This window comes from Arthrobacter sp. UNC362MFTsu5.1, assembly GCF_000685965.1.
Lineage (GTDB): Bacteria > Actinomycetota > Actinomycetes > Actinomycetales > Micrococcaceae > Arthrobacter.
Genome location: NZ_JMLE01000027.1, coordinates 22,798 through 37,723, shown reverse-complemented (window position 1 = coordinate 37,723; position 14,926 = coordinate 22,798). Strand labels below are relative to the sequence as shown.

The following is a 14,926-nucleotide window of genomic DNA, read 5'->3' as shown; positions in this document are numbered from 1 at the left end:
GCGTATGGATCCGAAACCTAGGGTGCAGATATGAAGAACACCGCCGTCCTGCAGGTAGGGCCACTGATGCCAACCGTCCAAGAAGCCATCCGGAGCGAGTACGACGCCGTGCGCCTCCCCGACTCCACCCCCGAGCGGGAGGAATTCCTGCAGCACCACGGCGGATCCTTCGAGGTCGCCGTGACCTCCGGAAAGTTCGGCGTCGGCCCGGACCTGATGCGAGCCCTTCCCGGCCTCCGCGCGGTCATCAACTTCGGCGTCGGCTATGACACCACGGACGTTGCCCAGGCCGCCCGGCGCGGCATCACGGTCAGCAACACCCCCGACGTCCTCAACGACTGCGTGGCGGACACCGCCATCGCCCTGTACCTCGACGTCCTGCGCCGGGTGAGCGCCGCGGACCGCTTCGTCCGCCGCGGTGACTGGCTCAGCAAGGGCAACTTCCCCCTCGCCACCAAGGCCAGCGGGAAGAGAGTTGGCATCCTGGGCCTCGGCCGGATTGGGCGGGTCATCGCCCGCCGGCTGGAAGGATTCGACTGCGAGATCAGTTACCACAGCCGCAATCCGGTGGACGGGGTCAGCTATGAATACAAGGCCTCACCGCGCGAGCTTGCCGCCGGTTGCGACGTCCTGATTGTCGCCGCCGCGGGCGGGTCCGGCTCGGCCAAACTCGTGGACGCCGACGTCATCGACGCCATCGGTCCTGACGGTTACCTGATCAACATCGCCCGGGGAACGGTGGTGGATGAGGACGCCCTCGTGGCTGCGCTGCTGGCCGGGCGGCTGGCCGGGGCCGGCCTGGACGTCTTTGCGGAGGAGCCGAAAATCCCGGAGGACCTCCTCGCCCTGGACAACGTGGTCCTCCTGCCGCACCTGGGCAGCGGAACCCACGAAACGAGGGCGGCGATGGCGGAACTTACGCTCGCGAACCTGCGGCAGTTCGTTGCGTCCGGGTCGGTCCTGACGGCGGTGCAGGCATGAGCGTCGCAGTGGGATATGTTGCCAGCCAGGAGGGCCGGGCCGCCCTGGGTGCCGCCATCGGAGAGGCTGCACTGAGGAAGACCGGGCTGCAGATTATGGGCCCGGTGGCGGGCGAAGCTTCCGCGGAGGCGGAGTCGGACATCCGCGAAGCCATTGCTGCCGCGGCCGCAGCGGGCGTCCAAGCTACCCTCCGCCCCAATGAGGGCATTGACGCAGCGGACGTCATGATCGACGCCTCCTACGAGGAAGATATTGAACTGGTGGTGATAGGCGTCCGGCGCCGCTCCCCGGTGGGGAAGCTTTTTCTTGGCAGCACTGCCCAGCGTGTCATCCTTGAGGCAGGATGCCCGGTCACGGCGGTGAAAGCCGACGTCGGCCCGCGGACCTGAGCCGCGGCCAGTTCGCCCCGGATTCCCCGCAGTGCCCCATGGGTATCACGCAATGCAAAAAACGTGTTGGACGTGCATCGCCGCGGTTGAATAAAGTCAAAGGGAAAGCTGTGGCGAGGACCACAAAGGACTGGCCGCCCGGTCCCCCGCAGCGCATGCTATTTCATCGATTCAGAGGATTTTTCCCATGCAGTCTGTCGACATCGCTGTCACGGATCTGGCGTCTGCCACCAAGAAGTTCTTCCGGCGCGTCCTGCCCATCATGCTGGTCATGCTCGTCTGCAACCAGCTGAACCGTTCGAACATCGGCTACGCCCACGAGCACCTGGAAGCGGATGTCGGCATCGGCGCCGCAGCCTACGGTTTCGGGGCAGGGCTGTTCTTCATCGCCTACGCGATCTTTGAACTGCCCAGCAACGTGATGATGGAGAAATTCGGTGCCAGGGTCTGGCTGACCAGGATCATGGTCAGCTGGGGCATCGTTTCCTTCCTGATGGCTTTCGTGCAGAACGAAATGATGTTCTATGTGCTGCGCTTCCTGCTGGGAGCGGCCGAGGCGGGATTCTTCCCCGCCGTCATCTTCTACTTCGCCCGCTGGGTACCGGCCGGCCAGCGGGGCAAGGCCACCGCCATTTTCATCGCCGGTTCCTCGGTTGCCGCCGCCCTGTCGGGGCCCATCGCCGGAATGCTGCTCAGCCTCCAGGGCGCCCTGGGATTCCGCGGCTGGCAGTGGCTCTTCGGTTTCGAAGGACTGCTCTCAGTGGTCGTTGGCATCACCGTCTACTTCCTCCTGGACGCCAGGATCGAGGACGCCAAATGGCTGACCCTCAAGGAAAAGGCTGCACTCATCAGCGCCATCGCCAGCGAGGATGCCCAGCACACCAGCAGCCAGGACACCAAAATCAACCGCTGGAAGATGCTGCTGAACCCGCAGATCCTCCTGCTGTGCGGCATCTACTTCTCGGTCCAGCTGTCCATCTACGCCAACACCTTCTGGCTGCCCAGCATCGTCAAGCAGATCCCCGGCACCACGGACCTGAGCGTCGGTTTCCTGTCCGCCATTCCCTGGGTGTGCGCCGTCGTCGCCATGTACTTCGCGGCCAAGTGGCAGGACAAGGCCACCTCCAAGCGCCCGCTGCTGGTGGTTGCCCTGCTCGTGGCCGCCGTGGGAACGTTCGCGGCGGCCGTCGCCACTCCGGTCCTGGCCCTGGTGTTCCTGGCCGTCGCCGCGATGGGTTTCAAAAGCGCGTCCCCGCTGTTCTGGACCATTCCCCAGTCGGGCCTGCATCCCCTGGTCCTGGCACCGGCCATCGCCATCATCAACTCGCTCGGCAACCTGGGCGGCTTCGTGGCGCCGTTCGGTTTCGGCATTATCAAGGAACAGACCGGAAGCGTGGTGCCGGGACTGTTCGCCCTGGCGGCGGCATCCACCCTCGCCGCCGGCCTGGTGTACTTCCTTAAGGAACGGACGACGACGGCGGGTCACCCGGACGCCGACGGCAACCTCCCGGACCGCCGCAGCATGGCCTCCTCGAGCAGCGCCACCACGGTGTAGAGGATGATCGACACCAGGGTGATCACCACCACTGACGCCCACACCTCGTTGTTCCTTGCCCGGGACACGGCAGAGATGATGGCGTAGCCGATCCCCTTCCCCGTGGCGAGCCACTCCGCCAGCAGCGCGCCGGTGATAGCCCCGGGAATGGAGACTTTCACGGCGGTGAAGAAGGCCGGCAGGGACGACGGCAGGGCCACTTTCAGCAGGGCGGTCCAGCGTGATCCGCCATAGACGTCGATGACTTCGAGCATGGCCGGGGACGCCGAGCGCAGCCCGAACACAAGGGTGACCAGGGCGGGGAACAGCACCACGATTCCGCCGATCGCTGCGACCGCCGGTTCCTGCCGGCCGAAGACCAGGATGATGATGGGCGCCAGCGCCACGAGCGGAACGGAGCGCAGCAGCATGGCCACCGGCATCAGGGCGTTCTCCACACCGCGGAACAGGACGAACACACCGGCAATCACCACGGCGCCCACCATTCCCGCGGTGAACCCGAGGAACGCGTCCACCATGGTCTGGCCGAGGTTCTGCAGGACAGCTTGACGGTTGGTTTCCGCGGCCGGCACAGCGAACAGGAAGTTGACCACGTCCAGCGGGCCCTTGCCGACAAAAGGCGAGATGTTGAAGACCTTGAGCAGCGCCACCCACAGCAGCAGCACCACGGCCAGGGAAACCAGCAGGCCCACCCCCGCGCGGCCCGCACCTTTGAGTGCGGCCAGGCCGGCAGCCGGACCCGTCTTCATACGGCCGGCATTCATGATGCCGCCTGGCGCCCGGAGGACCACGGAGCCACGAACCGCGCCAGCAGCGCGAAGGCTCCATAGCCGGCCCCGGCAAGCAGTCCCGCCACCAGGGCGACACCCCAGGCCCTGGCGATCTCGAGGTTTTGTTGCGCGTTGACGAGGGCAGGTCCGATGCCCCGGTCCACGCCGCCCACGTATTCGCCCAGCACGGCGCCCAGGACGGCGGCCGGGACGGCGATCTTCAACGCGTTCAGGATCCCAGGCAATGCGGAGATGAGCTGGACTTTCACCAACTGCATCAGCCGTCCCCCGCCGTAGACCGCCACGAGGTCCAGGCTGGCCCGGTCCGCGCTCTTCAGCGCCGCCAGCGCGCCCACCACGGTGGTGAAGAAAACCGAGATGCCCGCCAAGAGGACGGCCGTGCCGGACGATTCCCCGCGCGCGGGCGAGCCGATGACGATGAAGGCCAGCGGCCCGATGGCCACGATGGGCAGGCAATAGCTGATCACCGCCAGCTGGGTGACCAGCCGTTCCAGGGACGGAAGCACCAGGACGCTCGCGGACAGCAGCAGTGCAGCGGCGTTCCCCCACAGATACCCCGCGGACGCTTCGGCCGTTGTCACCGCCAGGTTGGGCCAGTAAAACCCGACGCCGTCGCGCGCCAGTTGCCCCAGGACTTCCGGCGGCGTCGGCACGGCACCGCCGGAACCGTCCGCACTGGCGCCCACCCCGGAAAGCACCGTTGCGGCGGCCAGCCACCAGAGCGCAACCGTGGCTGACACGCCGATCGCGGCCGCGGCCCACGGCGGCAGCGGCCGGGCCGTCGTCGTACTTAACAGCCTCGCACTTAACAGAAAGGGCCGTGTCACGGTGACTCCACTTCCTCAAGGGGCGCGCCGGCGTCGCCGAACAGGAGCTCGGACGCACGGTCACACAGCGCGTGGAACTCCGGCGTGCGCATCATCTCCGGAGTCCGGGGACGGGGCAGGTCCACGGTGATGATCTCCTTGATCCGGCCCGGCCGGGCGCTCATCACAGCCACCACGTCGGAGAGGAACATGGCCTCGGCGATGCCGTGGGTGACCATCAGGGTCGTGGCGGGCTTCTCCGTCCAGATCCGGAGCAGCTCAAGGTTCAGCCGCTGGCGGGTCATGTCGTCCAGTGCACCGAAAGGCTCATCAAGCAGCAGCACCGACGGCTTGAGCGCGAGGGCACGGGCGATGGACACCCGCTGCCGCATGCCTCCGGACAGCTGGGCCGGCTTTGCCTTTTCGAAGCCCTTCAGACCGATCAACTCCACCAGGTCATCCACCATTGCGTGGTCAACGGGGAGCCCGGCCACCTCGAAAGGCAGCCGGATGTTGGACACCACGCTCCGCCAGGGCAGCAAAGCCGGATCCTGGAAGGCGATCCCCAGTTCATGCCGCGTCCGCAGCTCGGCCGGCGTGTGACCGTCCACCGTCACTTGTCCGGTGGTGGGGGTTTCCAGGCCGGCAAGAATCCTCAGGATGGTGGACTTGCCGCATCCGGAGGGTCCCAGCAGGGAGAGGAACGTTCCCTTGGACGTCATCAGGTTGGCGTCCTCCAGTGCCACCACGCTCTTCCGGCCCATCCGGAAACTCTTGCCCAGGTTGCTGAGCGATATGCCCGTCCCGGAGAGCAGTCCTCCGGCGACGGCGTCCGTGCTCACTTCAGTCATGCGTCCTACTTAAGGTCGGGGTTTTCGGCATAGACCTCGTCGAGGAGGCTCAGGTCGAAGATCGCGTCCGCGGTGGTGTCGTAGCCGGCGAGCTTGAGGATCTCGATGTTCTTGTCCATCAGCTCCTTGGACACAGTGAAGAGGCCGTTGCTGTCCGTCTCCGGCGTGGCAATGAGCTTGGTGTTCTGGGCTTCCGCCTGGCCCTTCTCCTTGGCCATGGTCAGGCCCAGCTCCTTGCCGTAGACCTCAACGGCAAGCCGCGCCGATTCCGCCGGATCGGCCAGGGCATCCTTCCAGCCTTTGATGGTGGCCACCAGGAACGCCTTCAGCTCCGGCCTCTTGTCCTTGATGGATTCCTCGGTAACCACGAAGCTTTCGGCAATGAAAGGCAGGCCGTTGTCCGCGAACGGCAGGACCGCCGTCTTGTGCCCGCCCAGCTCAAGTGTGAGCACCTCATTCGTCAGGTACGCGAAGAAGCCCTCGACGTCGCCGTTCAGCAGCGGCTGCGGATCGTACTGCACCGGTACTTTGGTGACCTTTGACGCGTCGATCTTGTTGACCTCCAGCAGGGCATCGAACAACGTTTCGTTGACGCCTGCCTGGACTCCGATCTTCTTGCCGATGAGGTCTTCCGGGGCGGTGATGGAGTTGGCCGCCAGCGACACGATGGTGAACGGGTTCTTCTGGTAGGTGGAGCCGATGATCTTCAGCGGCGCACCCTCATTGAGGACCACCGGCGCAACGCCCACCGGCGAGGAGGTGCCCACCAGGGCTTTGCCGGACAGGACCATGGTCTCCGCCGATGCCCCTCCCGGGCCGCCGGCAATCAGGTTGACTGCGCTAAAGCCCGCGTCCTTGTAGTAGCCCTTGCTGTCGGCAAAATACTCACCGGCGAACTCCGCATTCTTCAGCCACGAAAGCTGGACCTCAAGCGTACCGAACTCGGCGGCCGCCCCGGAAGCCGTACCTGAAGCGGCCGGAGCCGTCGCGCCGGATTCGGCTGCGCAACCGGTCAGCGCCACCAGGGCGGCCGACGAAAATCCTGCCAGCACCATCCGCCGCGATGGGCGCAGCGGTCCTTTGTCCGAACTGAAAGCCGTCATTCTTCTACTCCAAATCGGGAGGCGGTCACGTGTGAAAGCGGCCCCCGGGGGCCGTCTGGCACCGACACTATGGAACGGTTGTTTCAGGAATCTGCTTGAGCCGTTTCAGCGAAGTTAACTGTCAGTTAGATGGGGGCTGGCGCGATCGACGTCGCGCGGCGGGGAAATGAGGTCGGAGCGTGGTCCTATAACCCTCGGAGCGTGTGGTTAAAAGCGGAAGAGCCCCGGTCCTAAGACCGGGGCTCTTCCATTTGCGTGCGCGAGGGGGGATTTGAACCCCCACGCCCTTTCGGACACTGGCACCTGAAGCCAGCGCGTCTGCCGTTCCGCCACTCGCGCGCAACTTCTTTCACTGGAAAGGAAGCCCGTTTTCCGGACTGCCAACCTCGTAAAAGCAGCGAGATCAAGCATAACGGACAACCACGGCAAAACACCAATCGGCCTTCCGGGGACCCTGCAGGCCGGAATAATCCCGCCGCTCAGGCGCGTGGATCCGCCAGTGCGGAGACGCCGGAAGACCCTGGCCGACTCAGCCGCCCGTGAACTAATCTCCGCGCCCCGGCGTTGTGCATTAAGGTCATTCACAGCCCCGGCCAGTAGTATCAGATGTAGGAGTGCCCGTCCCCGGCGCACTCCCGGCAATGTTGTGAACTGAGTTCCGAATCGTGTGCTGCCCCGCAGCCGTAGGGAGAGGAGAGGTGCCATGGGAATGCTGGACAAAGTCGAGCGCGGCATCGAAAAGGCCGTCCGCGGTGTCTTCTCCACCGGTTCGAAGGCCCAGGTTGAGCCTGTGGAAATCGCAAGCCGGCTCCGCCGGGAAGTTGACCACAAAGCCATCACCGTCGCCGCCGGACGAACACTTGCCCCGAACGTTTTTGACGTCCGCCTCAGCGAGGACGACTTCAAGCGGGCGCAGGAATGGGGCACTCCCCTGGCCGAGGAACTCTGCGACGTAGTAATCAACCACGTCAGAAGCCAGGGCTACACGCTCCGCGGCTCGGTCCGCATTTCCTTCCGCCGCGACGAGGAAATACGCGCCGGTGACTTCGAGATCGATTCGAAAACAGAGAACGCCTCCGGTTCCGCCGCAGCCCCGCCGATGCCGCGGAACAACGTGCCCGCCGCGCCGAGCCGCCAGCCCGTCCGCCTTCAGCCGGTCCTGGACATCGACGGCCAGCGCTATTCGCTCAATGCAGCCTCCATCGTCCTAGGCAGGTCATCGGAGGCTGACATCCTGGTGGACGACACCGGAGTTTCACGGCGTCACCTCGAAATACGCACCACAAACGGCACCACAGAAGCCGTAGACCTGGGATCCACCAACGGCAGCTACGTCAACGGACACAAGGTTGTCGGCAGCGTCGACCTTACTGACGGCTCCACCATCACGATGGGACGGACCAAAATCATCTTCCGCCTTTTGCCCGCCGACTCCGGTGGCCGCCCGTGAGCGAACTGACCATTACGGCCCTGCGCTTCGGATTCCTCCTGTTGCTGTGGGTCCTCATCTTCAGCATCGTGTCTGCCATGCGACGGGACCTGATGATCGGCAGGAAGGCGGCGATGGGTGCTCCCACCGCCCGCCAGGTACGCAAGCACCCTGAACTGGCAGAAACAGCACCGCCTCCCGCGAAGCAGCAGGCCCGCCAGCTGGTTGTCACGGAAGGTCCGCTCAAAGGCCACACCATTCCACTGGCAGATAGCCCCATCCTCCTGGGCCGTGCACAGGAGGCCACGCTGGTCCTTGAAGATGATTACGCTTCTGGCCGGCACGCCCGGCTGTTCCCGCAGGGCAGCCGTTGGTTCATCGAGGATCTAGGCTCGACCAACGGCACATACCTGGCCAATCAGCAGCTCACCCGAGCGCTCCCGGTGGAGCTCGGTGTCCCCGTGAGAATCGGCAAGACGGTCATCGAATTGAGGCCATAGCCGTGGCCGTCCCGGAAACTCCCGCCGACAAGGGCCCCGCCCCGACGCGGCCGCTCATCATGCGCTACGCCGCCCGCTCGGACGTGGGACGCATCCGCGCCAAAAATGATGACTCCGCCTATGTCGGCCGGCACCTGGCGATCGTGGCGGACGGCATGGGCGGACACGCCGGGGGTGACGTGGCCTCCGCGGCCACCGTCCTGGACATGCTGCACCTGGACCATGGTCATTACGACGGCGACGCCGGGACCGTGCTGGCGGATGAGATCCAGACCGCCAATTCCCTCCTGTCTGAACTCGTGCACATCAATCCGAAGCTTGCCGGCATGGGAACCACCGTTACGGCCCTCCTCCTCGCCGAAGGAAAACTGCACTTCGCCCATATCGGCGACTCCCGCGCCTACCGTCTGCGCAACGGAGAGTTCAAGCAGATCAGCGTCGACCACACCTTTGTCCAGCGGCTTATCGACGAAGGCCGGCTGCGCCCCGAGGAAGCGGAAACCCATCCGCATAAGAACGTCCTGATGCGGGTCCTGGGCGATGTTGACGCCAGCCCCGAACTCGACCTCGCAACCCTCGACGTTGAACCCGGCGAACGATGGCTGCTCTGCTCCGACGGCCTGAACTATGTGGCGGGACACGTCGTGGAACGGACCGTCCGCGAAACCAAGGATCTGCGCGAATGCGTCGAAACCCTTGTGGACCTGACCCTTGAGGCCGGCGCCCCGGACAACGTCACGGTGGTCATGCTCGAAATCGCCGAACAGACGCCCGACGACGTCCGCACGGCCGCTGTAGAAATCGTTCAGCCACCGGCCGGCAGCACCGATGCGGCAAAACCCGCCGCCCTGGCCGGGACGCCGGCAGCATCCCCGGAGGACACAAAGCCCACGCCCGCCGGAGAGGCCGCCGGGGACGTCCCGGCTGCCGCCGCCGGGGCAGATGCCACCCCGGGTGCGGATGCCGCTGCGGCCTCCGGGGACAAACCGGCCGCACCCGGAGCGGACGCCGGGGCTGCCGGGGAAGCCGGCAAAGACGACGCCGGCCCGAAGAACCCCTCCAAGACTGGTGAACCCACCACCACCACGGACCCACATCTGGGCGAGCACCTGTCGGCCGCCGTCCTCCGCGAGGAACTTTCCACGCGTCCGCATGAACTTGTCGGAGCAGCCGCTGCCGCCGCCGAATCCGGGTCGATTCCAACCATCGCCGGCCGGACTGTCGCACGCCGCGCAGCCACCGTCCTCACCCACAAGTCGGATCAGGGCCGCGAGGAAACCGACGAATACAAGCCGGCCGCCAAACCGCGCCGCTGGGTCACCATCGCAACGGCCGCCGCACTCCTGGTCATCCTGAGCGTCGGTTTGTGGCTCGGGTATGCCTGGACTCAAACGCGCTATTACATCGGCGAATACGACCAGCGGGTTGCCATCTTCAACGGCGTGTCACAGCGGCTGGGACCCATCCAGCTCTCCACGCTGGAGACGGTGACGGACATCCGCATGTCCGACCTTCCGGAATTCTCGCAGCAGCGGGTCCGCCAGACCGTCCCGGCACGCGACCTCTACGACGCACAGCGGATCGTCAAGAACCTCGATCTGACCGGCACAACATCACCGGCCGACGAATGCGCGAGCCCGACGGCCACGCCGTCAACCGCTTCCCCGTCCGCATCGGGCGCCGCGCCTGCACCAAGCGGCACCGCGGCACCCCCCGGAACCGCCAAGCCATCCGCCACGCCCAGCCCGTCCGCCAATACTTGTGAGGAGGCCAAATGACGCAGATTGAGGCCACCCCCAAGCCACGACGGAATACCGAACTGGCACTCCTGGTCCTTGCTCTTGCCGTGGGCATCGGCGCCAACGCCCTCGTCGGCGTTGACCAGCAGAAAGCCTTCGACTCGGACTTCTGGTTCCAGTCCAGCCTGCTCGCTGCGGCCGCGCTCGTCTTCCATGTGGTGCTCAGGATCCGGGCAAAATATGCCGACCCGGTAATACTTCCCCTGGTCGTTGCTTTGAACGGCCTGGGGCTGGCGATGATCCACCGCCTGGACCGGGTGGGCGAGGACACCGGCAACAACCAGCTCCGCTGGACCCTGATGGCCATGGGTGTCGCCATCGCCGTCATCTGGTTCCTCAAGGACCACCGGATCCTGCGCCGGTTCACATATATTTCCCTTGCCGTGAGTGCACTGCTCCTGATTCTGCCGCTCGTACCGGGCATCTCCGCGGGTGAGATTCTCGGCGCCAGCGTGTGGATCAAGATCGGCCCGATGACCTTCCAGCCGGGCGAAATTGCCAAGATCACGCTGGCCATATTCTTCGCCGGGTATCTTTCGTCCAACCGGGACCTCATCCTTTTGGCAGGCCGCAAGATCGGGCCGCTCCAGTTCCCGCGCTTCAAGGACATGGGACCCATGATCACCGCATGGCTGGTGAGCATCGGGGTTCTCATTTTCCAGCGCGACCTCGGCTCGTCGGTGCTGTTCTTCGGACTTTTCATCGTGATGATCTACGTGGCCACGAGCCGGATCAGCTGGGTGATCATCGGTGTGGGACTGCTGCTCGGCGGCGGCTTCGTTGCCTCCCGGGTCTTCTCCCACGTGGGGCTCCGCATCGACGGCTGGCTCAACGCCTTCACGGACGAGGTGTACGGACGCCAGTACGGCGGCAGCCTGCAGATCGTCGAAGGCCTGTTCGGCATGGCCAACGGCGGCCTCGTGGGTACCGGACTCGGCCAGGGGCGGCCGAACCTGGTGCCGTTTGCCAACAGCGACATGATCATCGCCTCCTTCGGCGAGGAACTCGGCCTGATCGGCCTCTTCGCCATCGTGCTGATGTACCTGCTCCTGTTCACGCGGGGTTTCCGTGCAGCACTGGGCACCCGGGATGCTTTCGGGAAGCTGCTGGCCTGCGGGCTGTCCTTCGCCATCGCCCTGCAGTGCTTCGTGGTGATCGGCGGCGTCACGCGCCTGATCCCGCTGACCGGGCTCACCACGCCGTTCCTGGCCGCGGGCGGGTCCTCGCTGCTGGCGAACTGGATCATCGTTGGCCTGCTCCTGATGATTTCGCACACCGCCCGCGGTCCGGTGGACACCACGCCCATGCCGCACGGCGCGGAGCCTGGTGAAAAGAAGCCTGCTCCGTCTTCCCCGCCGCGGCCGGCCAAGCAGCCGGGCCGTCAGCCTTCCTCCGCCCATCCCGACGCGCCAACTGAAGCGGTGAAACAACTGTGAACCACGCAATTCGGAATTCATGGATCGCCGCGGTAGCCATGTTCGCGCTGATCTTCGGCGCCCTCAGCTATGTCCAGGTGGTGGGTGCCGATGAACTGCAGGCAAACCCCTGGAACAAGCGTGCAATCCTGCAGAACTACTGCAACGACCGCGGCGCCATCATCGTCGGCGGAAAGCCCATCGCGCAGTCCGTCGCGGCATCGGAAAGCTGCAAATTCCAGCGGACCTACACGGAGCCCGAACTGTATGCCGGCATCACGGGATATTTCTCCAAGAACTACGGTGTCACCGGGCTGGAAAGCGCGCTGAACGAGCAGCTGGCCGGCAGCTCCGACCAGCTCTTCCTGGACCGCATCGGCCAGCTGTTCCTCGGCAACCAGCCCAAGGGCGCCTCGGTTGAACTCACCATTGATCCGGCGCTCCAGAAGCTTGCCTACGACTCCATTCCGGACGGCCAGCGGGGCTCCATTGTGGTGACTGACCCGAAGACGGGCAACATCCTGGCCATGGTGTCCAAACCTTCGTACGACCCGAACCTGATAGCAACGCAGGACGCTGATGCCGAGGCCGCGAACTACAACGAGCTGAACAAAATCCCTGGCATCAACCTGAACCAGAACGTCAGCGGCCCCACCGGCGCGCTCCTCGCTCCGGGTTCCGTCTTCAAGCTCGTCGACACGGCGGCGGCGCTCAGCTCGGGCAAATACAACAAGGACAGCGTCCTGCCCAACCCCGCCGAGATGAGCTTTCCCGGCATCCAGTACAAGCTGCCGAACTACGCCGGCGGCAACTGCTACACACAGAACACCGCGAGTTTCGCCTTCGCCCTGCAGCAGTCGTGCAACACTCCGTTCGCAGACATCGCCCGGGACCTGGGCCAGGAAGCCATCGCCGATCAGGCCGCCAAGTTCGGCTTCGGCGAGGACCTCGGCGACCAGCTGAAGCTGGACTACGCCAAGAAGGCCTTCCCGGCGGAGCAGCTGGACCCGGCCGGGCTCGCACAGTCCGCCATCGGCCAGCGCGATGTTCGGGCCACGCCGCTGCAGATCGCGCTGATGACCTCGGCCATCGCCAACGGCGGTGTCCAGATGCAGCCGAACCTGATCAAGACCGTGCGGTCACCGGACCTGCGCATCATCAGCGAACCGAAGCCCGAAGTCCTCCGGACGTCCACCAGCCCCGAGATTTCGCGGCAAATTACCGAGTGGATGACCAGCGTGGTCAGTGAAGGCATCGGCCGCGGGGCCGCCGTTCCCGGCGTCCAGGTGGCCGGCAAGACCGGTACTGCCGAGCTGGGAACCGACGGCTTGAACAACTCATGGTTTACGGGGTTCGCCCCGGCCAACGACCCGCAGGTGTCGGTGACCATCGTCATGCAGGGCGTGGACATCACCACCGGCGCACAGCTAACCAGTCCGAACGCGAAGAAGATTTTTGAGGCGGTGTTGAATAAGTGAGGCCTACATCGGGAATCACCCTCGGCGGGAGATTCCAGCTGACCACGCGTATTGCGATTGGCGGGATGGGAGAAGTCTGGAAAGCCAAGGATCTTATCCTTGGCAGGATTGTCGCCATCAAGGTGCTCAAAGAGGAGTACACGGGCGATCCCGGGTTCCTCCAGCGCTTCCGTGCCGAGGCGCGCCACACGGCGCTGCTGAATCACGTCGGCATCGCCAATGTCTTTGACTACGGCGAAGAAGAGGGCTCGGCCTACCTCGTGATGGAGCTGGTCCCGGGCCATCCGCTGAGCAGCATCATCGAGCGCGAACAGGTGCTGTCCCCGGACCGTACGCTGTCCATGATCGCCCAGACTGCCCGCGCCCTGTCCGTGGCCCACTCACAGGGCCTGGTGCACCGCGACATCAAGCCCGGCAACCTGCTGATCACCCCGGACGGCCGCGTCAAGGTGACCGACTTCGGCATCGCCCGGCTGGCGGACCAGGTCCCGCTGACCCAGACCGGACAGGTCATGGGCACCGCCCAGTACCTCGCACCGGAACAGGCCACCGGCCAGACGGCCACGGGCGCCTCGGACATCTACTCCCTCGGCGTCATCGGCTACGAGTGCCTCACGGGACACCGTCCGTTCTCCGGTGAATCGCAGATCGCCATCGCGCTTGCCCAGGTGAACGACGCCCCGCCGCCCCTTCCCGAAACCCTGCCGACGCCGGTACGGGCCCTCCTGATGTCCATGCTCGCCAAGGACCCCAAGAACCGCCCGGCCAACGCCATCAAGCTGTCCGAGGCAGCGGAAGCCATCCGTAACGGTGACATCGCCGCTGCACACGCCGCCGTCCCCGGAATGCTGCTCTTCGAGGCGGCCACGGGGCCGATCACCGCGCCGGTGGATATCCCCACCGCCGCAACCGGCGTCATCGAATCCCCTGAAAAGGACAAATCGACGACGACGACTTCCGCACTTCCGGTGGTTGGCGCCGCCGGCGCCGGCGCTGCAGCCGGGCTCGCGGCAGGAGCGGCAGCTGCCGCACCCGCGGGTCCGCACAGCACGCTGTCACGCGCCGACGCCCTGGCCGCGCAGCGCAGCTGGGACCAGGAAGAGGAGCAGGACCGCTACGACGAACCGGTGGACGAACCGCAGCGCAAGGGCCGCAGCCCGTGGACGTGGCCGCTCATCGCCCTCATCGTGCTCGTCCTGTTCGCGCTGATAGGTGTCATGCTCACGCAGGCCGGCATCTTCTCCCCGTCCGGCCCGGCCGAATCTTCTTCCACCTCGACCAGCGCCAAGCCCACCAGCCGCAGCGCTTCGCCGACGTCAACCTCGGCGAGCCCCACAGCCTCGAGCGCGAGCCCGACGCCCACGCAGTCCACTCCGGAAACCATCAACCTGATCCCGGATGCCTACCTGGGCCAGCCGTACAACACCGTCCGCAGCCAGCTCGTGGGCATGGGGCTCACCGTCAAGGGTGACCCGGTGTTCAGCGACAAGCCGGAGGGAACGGTCACCAACATCGAACCGTCCGGTCCGGTGGCTCCCGGCGAGACCATCACCGTCACCTATTCCAAGGGCCAGGAACCGGCCCCGGAGTCCTCTGTGCCCGCGATCGGCGTAGGCAGTTCCGAGTCGCAAACACAGAAGGCCATCGAGGACGCCGGTCTGCGTTGGGTCAAGGGTGCAGATGTTCCCGGCAGCGCAGGTCAGAAGGCCGGGACCTTCGTCAGTTCGGAACCGGGCGCCGGCAGCAAGGTGCCCGCCGGGTCCGTCGTGACGTACCACCTCGCCCAGGAACTCCTGCCCACCCCCACCACGTCGACGTCGAACTAAGGC

At 65.4% G+C, this 14,926-nt stretch carries 13 protein-coding genes and 1 tRNA gene; 9 read left to right on the top strand and 5 right to left on the bottom strand.

Going from position 1 to position 14,926, the window contains the following annotated elements:
* The first annotated feature begins 30 nt into the window (after window positions 1-30).
* From BS38_RS0119700 to BS38_RS0119690, 3 genes are all read left to right on the top strand, one after another.
* The gene (locus tag BS38_RS0119700) at window positions 31-981 is read left to right on the top strand and encodes a 2-hydroxyacid dehydrogenase (RefSeq protein WP_028272353.1); all 951 of its coding nucleotides are present in this window, start codon (window positions 31-33) and stop codon (window positions 979-981) included.
* The gene (locus BS38_RS0119695) at window positions 978-1,370 is read left to right on the top strand and encodes a universal stress protein (protein WP_028272352.1); all 393 of its coding nucleotides are present in this window, start codon (window positions 978-980) and stop codon (window positions 1,368-1,370) included. The genes BS38_RS0119700 and BS38_RS0119695 overlap by 4 nt, the downstream gene beginning before the upstream one ends.
* A 187-nt stretch (window positions 1,371-1,557) precedes the next feature.
* Window positions 1,558-2,925: an MFS transporter gene (locus tag BS38_RS0119690; RefSeq protein ID WP_028272351.1), complete on the top strand. Its 1,368-nt coding sequence runs from the start codon at window positions 1,558-1,560 to the stop codon at window positions 2,923-2,925.
* Here BS38_RS0119690 and BS38_RS0119685 read toward each other — a convergent pair.
* The 5 genes from BS38_RS0119685 to BS38_RS0119665 all read right to left on the bottom strand — a co-directional run bounded on the left by BS38_RS0119685 (window position 2,853) and on the right by BS38_RS0119665 (window position 6,815).
* Complete coding sequence (locus tag BS38_RS0119685) at window positions 2,853-3,689, bottom strand: ABC transporter permease (RefSeq protein ID WP_231511347.1); 837 nt, start codon at window positions 3,687-3,689, stop codon at window positions 2,853-2,855. The genes BS38_RS0119690 and BS38_RS0119685 overlap by 73 nt on opposite strands.
* Window positions 3,686-4,543 carry an ABC transporter permease gene (locus tag BS38_RS0119680; RefSeq protein WP_231511345.1) on the bottom strand — a complete coding sequence of 286 codons (858 nt, stop codon included), beginning with the start codon at window positions 4,541-4,543 and terminating at the stop codon, window positions 3,686-3,688. Before BS38_RS0119680 ends, BS38_RS0119685 begins: the two co-directional genes overlap by 4 nt.
* The gene (locus BS38_RS0119675) at window positions 4,540-5,373 is read right to left on the bottom strand and encodes an ABC transporter ATP-binding protein (protein ID WP_043439349.1); all 834 of its coding nucleotides are present in this window, start codon (window positions 5,371-5,373) and stop codon (window positions 4,540-4,542) included. Before BS38_RS0119675 ends, BS38_RS0119680 begins: the two co-directional genes overlap by 4 nt.
* A 5-nt stretch (window positions 5,374-5,378) precedes the next feature.
* On the bottom strand, window positions 5,379-6,476 hold the full coding sequence (locus BS38_RS0119670) for an ABC transporter substrate-binding protein (protein ID WP_028272347.1): 1,098 nt from the start codon (window positions 6,474-6,476) through the stop codon (window positions 5,379-5,381).
* Window positions 6,477-6,732: 256 nt separating this feature from the next.
* Window positions 6,733-6,815: transfer RNA gene (locus BS38_RS0119665), tRNA-Leu, on the bottom strand.
* Window positions 6,816-7,179: 364 nt separating this feature from the next.
* Here BS38_RS0119665 and BS38_RS0119660 point away from each other — a divergent pair.
* Genes BS38_RS0119660 through BS38_RS0119635 form a run of 6 tightly spaced genes read left to right on the top strand, consistent with a single transcriptional unit; the run spans window position 7,180 to window position 14,923 of the window.
* Complete coding sequence (locus BS38_RS0119660) at window positions 7,180-7,926, top strand: FhaA domain-containing protein (protein ID WP_028272346.1); 747 nt, start codon at window positions 7,180-7,182, stop codon at window positions 7,924-7,926.
* A complete protein-coding gene (locus BS38_RS0119655; RefSeq protein WP_011689896.1) occupies window positions 7,923-8,405 on the top strand; it encodes an FHA domain-containing protein FhaB/FipA in 483 nt (160 codons plus the stop codon). Before BS38_RS0119660 ends, BS38_RS0119655 begins: the two co-directional genes overlap by 4 nt.
* Before the next feature lie 2 nt (window positions 8,406-8,407).
* The gene (locus tag BS38_RS0119650) at window positions 8,408-10,183 is read left to right on the top strand and encodes a protein phosphatase 2C domain-containing protein (RefSeq protein ID WP_028272345.1); all 1,776 of its coding nucleotides are present in this window, start codon (window positions 8,408-8,410) and stop codon (window positions 10,181-10,183) included.
* Window positions 10,180-11,640, top strand: coding sequence for an FtsW/RodA/SpoVE family cell cycle protein (locus BS38_RS0119645; RefSeq protein ID WP_028272344.1), 1,461 nt, complete (start codon window positions 10,180-10,182; stop codon window positions 11,638-11,640). The genes BS38_RS0119650 and BS38_RS0119645 overlap by 4 nt, the downstream gene beginning before the upstream one ends.
* Entirely contained in the window at window positions 11,637-13,097 is a 1,461-nt protein-coding gene (locus tag BS38_RS0119640) for a peptidoglycan D,D-transpeptidase FtsI family protein (RefSeq protein WP_028272343.1), read from the top strand. Before BS38_RS0119645 ends, BS38_RS0119640 begins: the two co-directional genes overlap by 4 nt.
* Window positions 13,094-14,923 (top strand): protein kinase domain-containing protein, encoded by a 1,830-nt coding sequence (locus BS38_RS0119635; RefSeq protein ID WP_028272342.1) that lies wholly within the window; start codon window positions 13,094-13,096, stop codon window positions 14,921-14,923. The genes BS38_RS0119640 and BS38_RS0119635 overlap by 4 nt, the downstream gene beginning before the upstream one ends.
* The last annotated feature ends 3 nt before the right edge of the window (window positions 14,924-14,926 follow it).

Coding starts and splice junctions, on each gene's coding strand:
- BS38_RS0119700 (WP_028272353.1), top strand. CDS start 31: ATGAAGAACACCGCCGTCCTGCAGGTAGGGCCACTGATGCCAACCGTC.
- BS38_RS0119695 (WP_028272352.1), top strand. CDS start 978: ATGAGCGTCGCAGTGGGATATGTTGCCAGCCAGGAGGGCCGGGCCGCC.
- BS38_RS0119690 (WP_028272351.1), top strand. CDS start 1,558: ATGCAGTCTGTCGACATCGCTGTCACGGATCTGGCGTCTGCCACCAAG.
- BS38_RS0119685 (WP_231511347.1), bottom strand. CDS start 3,689: ATGAATGCCGGCCGTATGAAGACGGGTCCGGCTGCCGGCCTGGCCGCA.
- BS38_RS0119675 (WP_043439349.1), bottom strand. CDS start 5,373: ATGACTGAAGTGAGCACGGACGCCGTCGCCGGAGGACTGCTCTCCGGG.
- BS38_RS0119670 (WP_028272347.1), bottom strand. CDS start 6,476: ATGACGGCTTTCAGTTCGGACAAAGGACCGCTGCGCCCATCGCGGCGG.
- BS38_RS0119660 (WP_028272346.1), top strand. CDS start 7,180: ATGGGAATGCTGGACAAAGTCGAGCGCGGCATCGAAAAGGCCGTCCGC.
- BS38_RS0119645 (WP_028272344.1), top strand. CDS start 10,180: ATGACGCAGATTGAGGCCACCCCCAAGCCACGACGGAATACCGAACTG.